A 228-nucleotide genomic window follows, 5' to 3' on the forward strand; every position below is an offset into this window, starting at 1 on the left:
GGCCAGCGCACTGATCAGATCGGCCAGCGCCGCGGCGATTTTGGGATGGTCTTCATCAAATATCTTGTCGCTATCCGTATTGCTGCCAATCGACCCCAGGCTAATGCGCTTTGCAGTTTCATGATCAAATCCGCCCTTCAATCCTTCGTGCGGGTATTTTAGAATGTAGTAGTCAAAGCTGGCAGTCATCAGCCGCTGCTTTGCGAGCGTGATGGCAATACGTGAGGT

The 228-nt window shown here is 52.2% G+C and carries 1 protein-coding gene; it reads right to left on the reverse strand.

Annotated features, from left to right (window positions below; all coding sequences use genetic code 11):
- On the reverse strand, positions 1-228 hold a 228-nt coding region (locus AF337_RS12160; RefSeq protein WP_152971016.1), incomplete at both ends, for a hypothetical protein.

Origin of the sequence: Rhizobium ecuadorense, assembly GCF_001187535.1 — a bacterium.
Classification (GTDB): domain Bacteria; phylum Pseudomonadota; class Alphaproteobacteria; order Rhizobiales; family Rhizobiaceae; genus Rhizobium; species Rhizobium ecuadorense.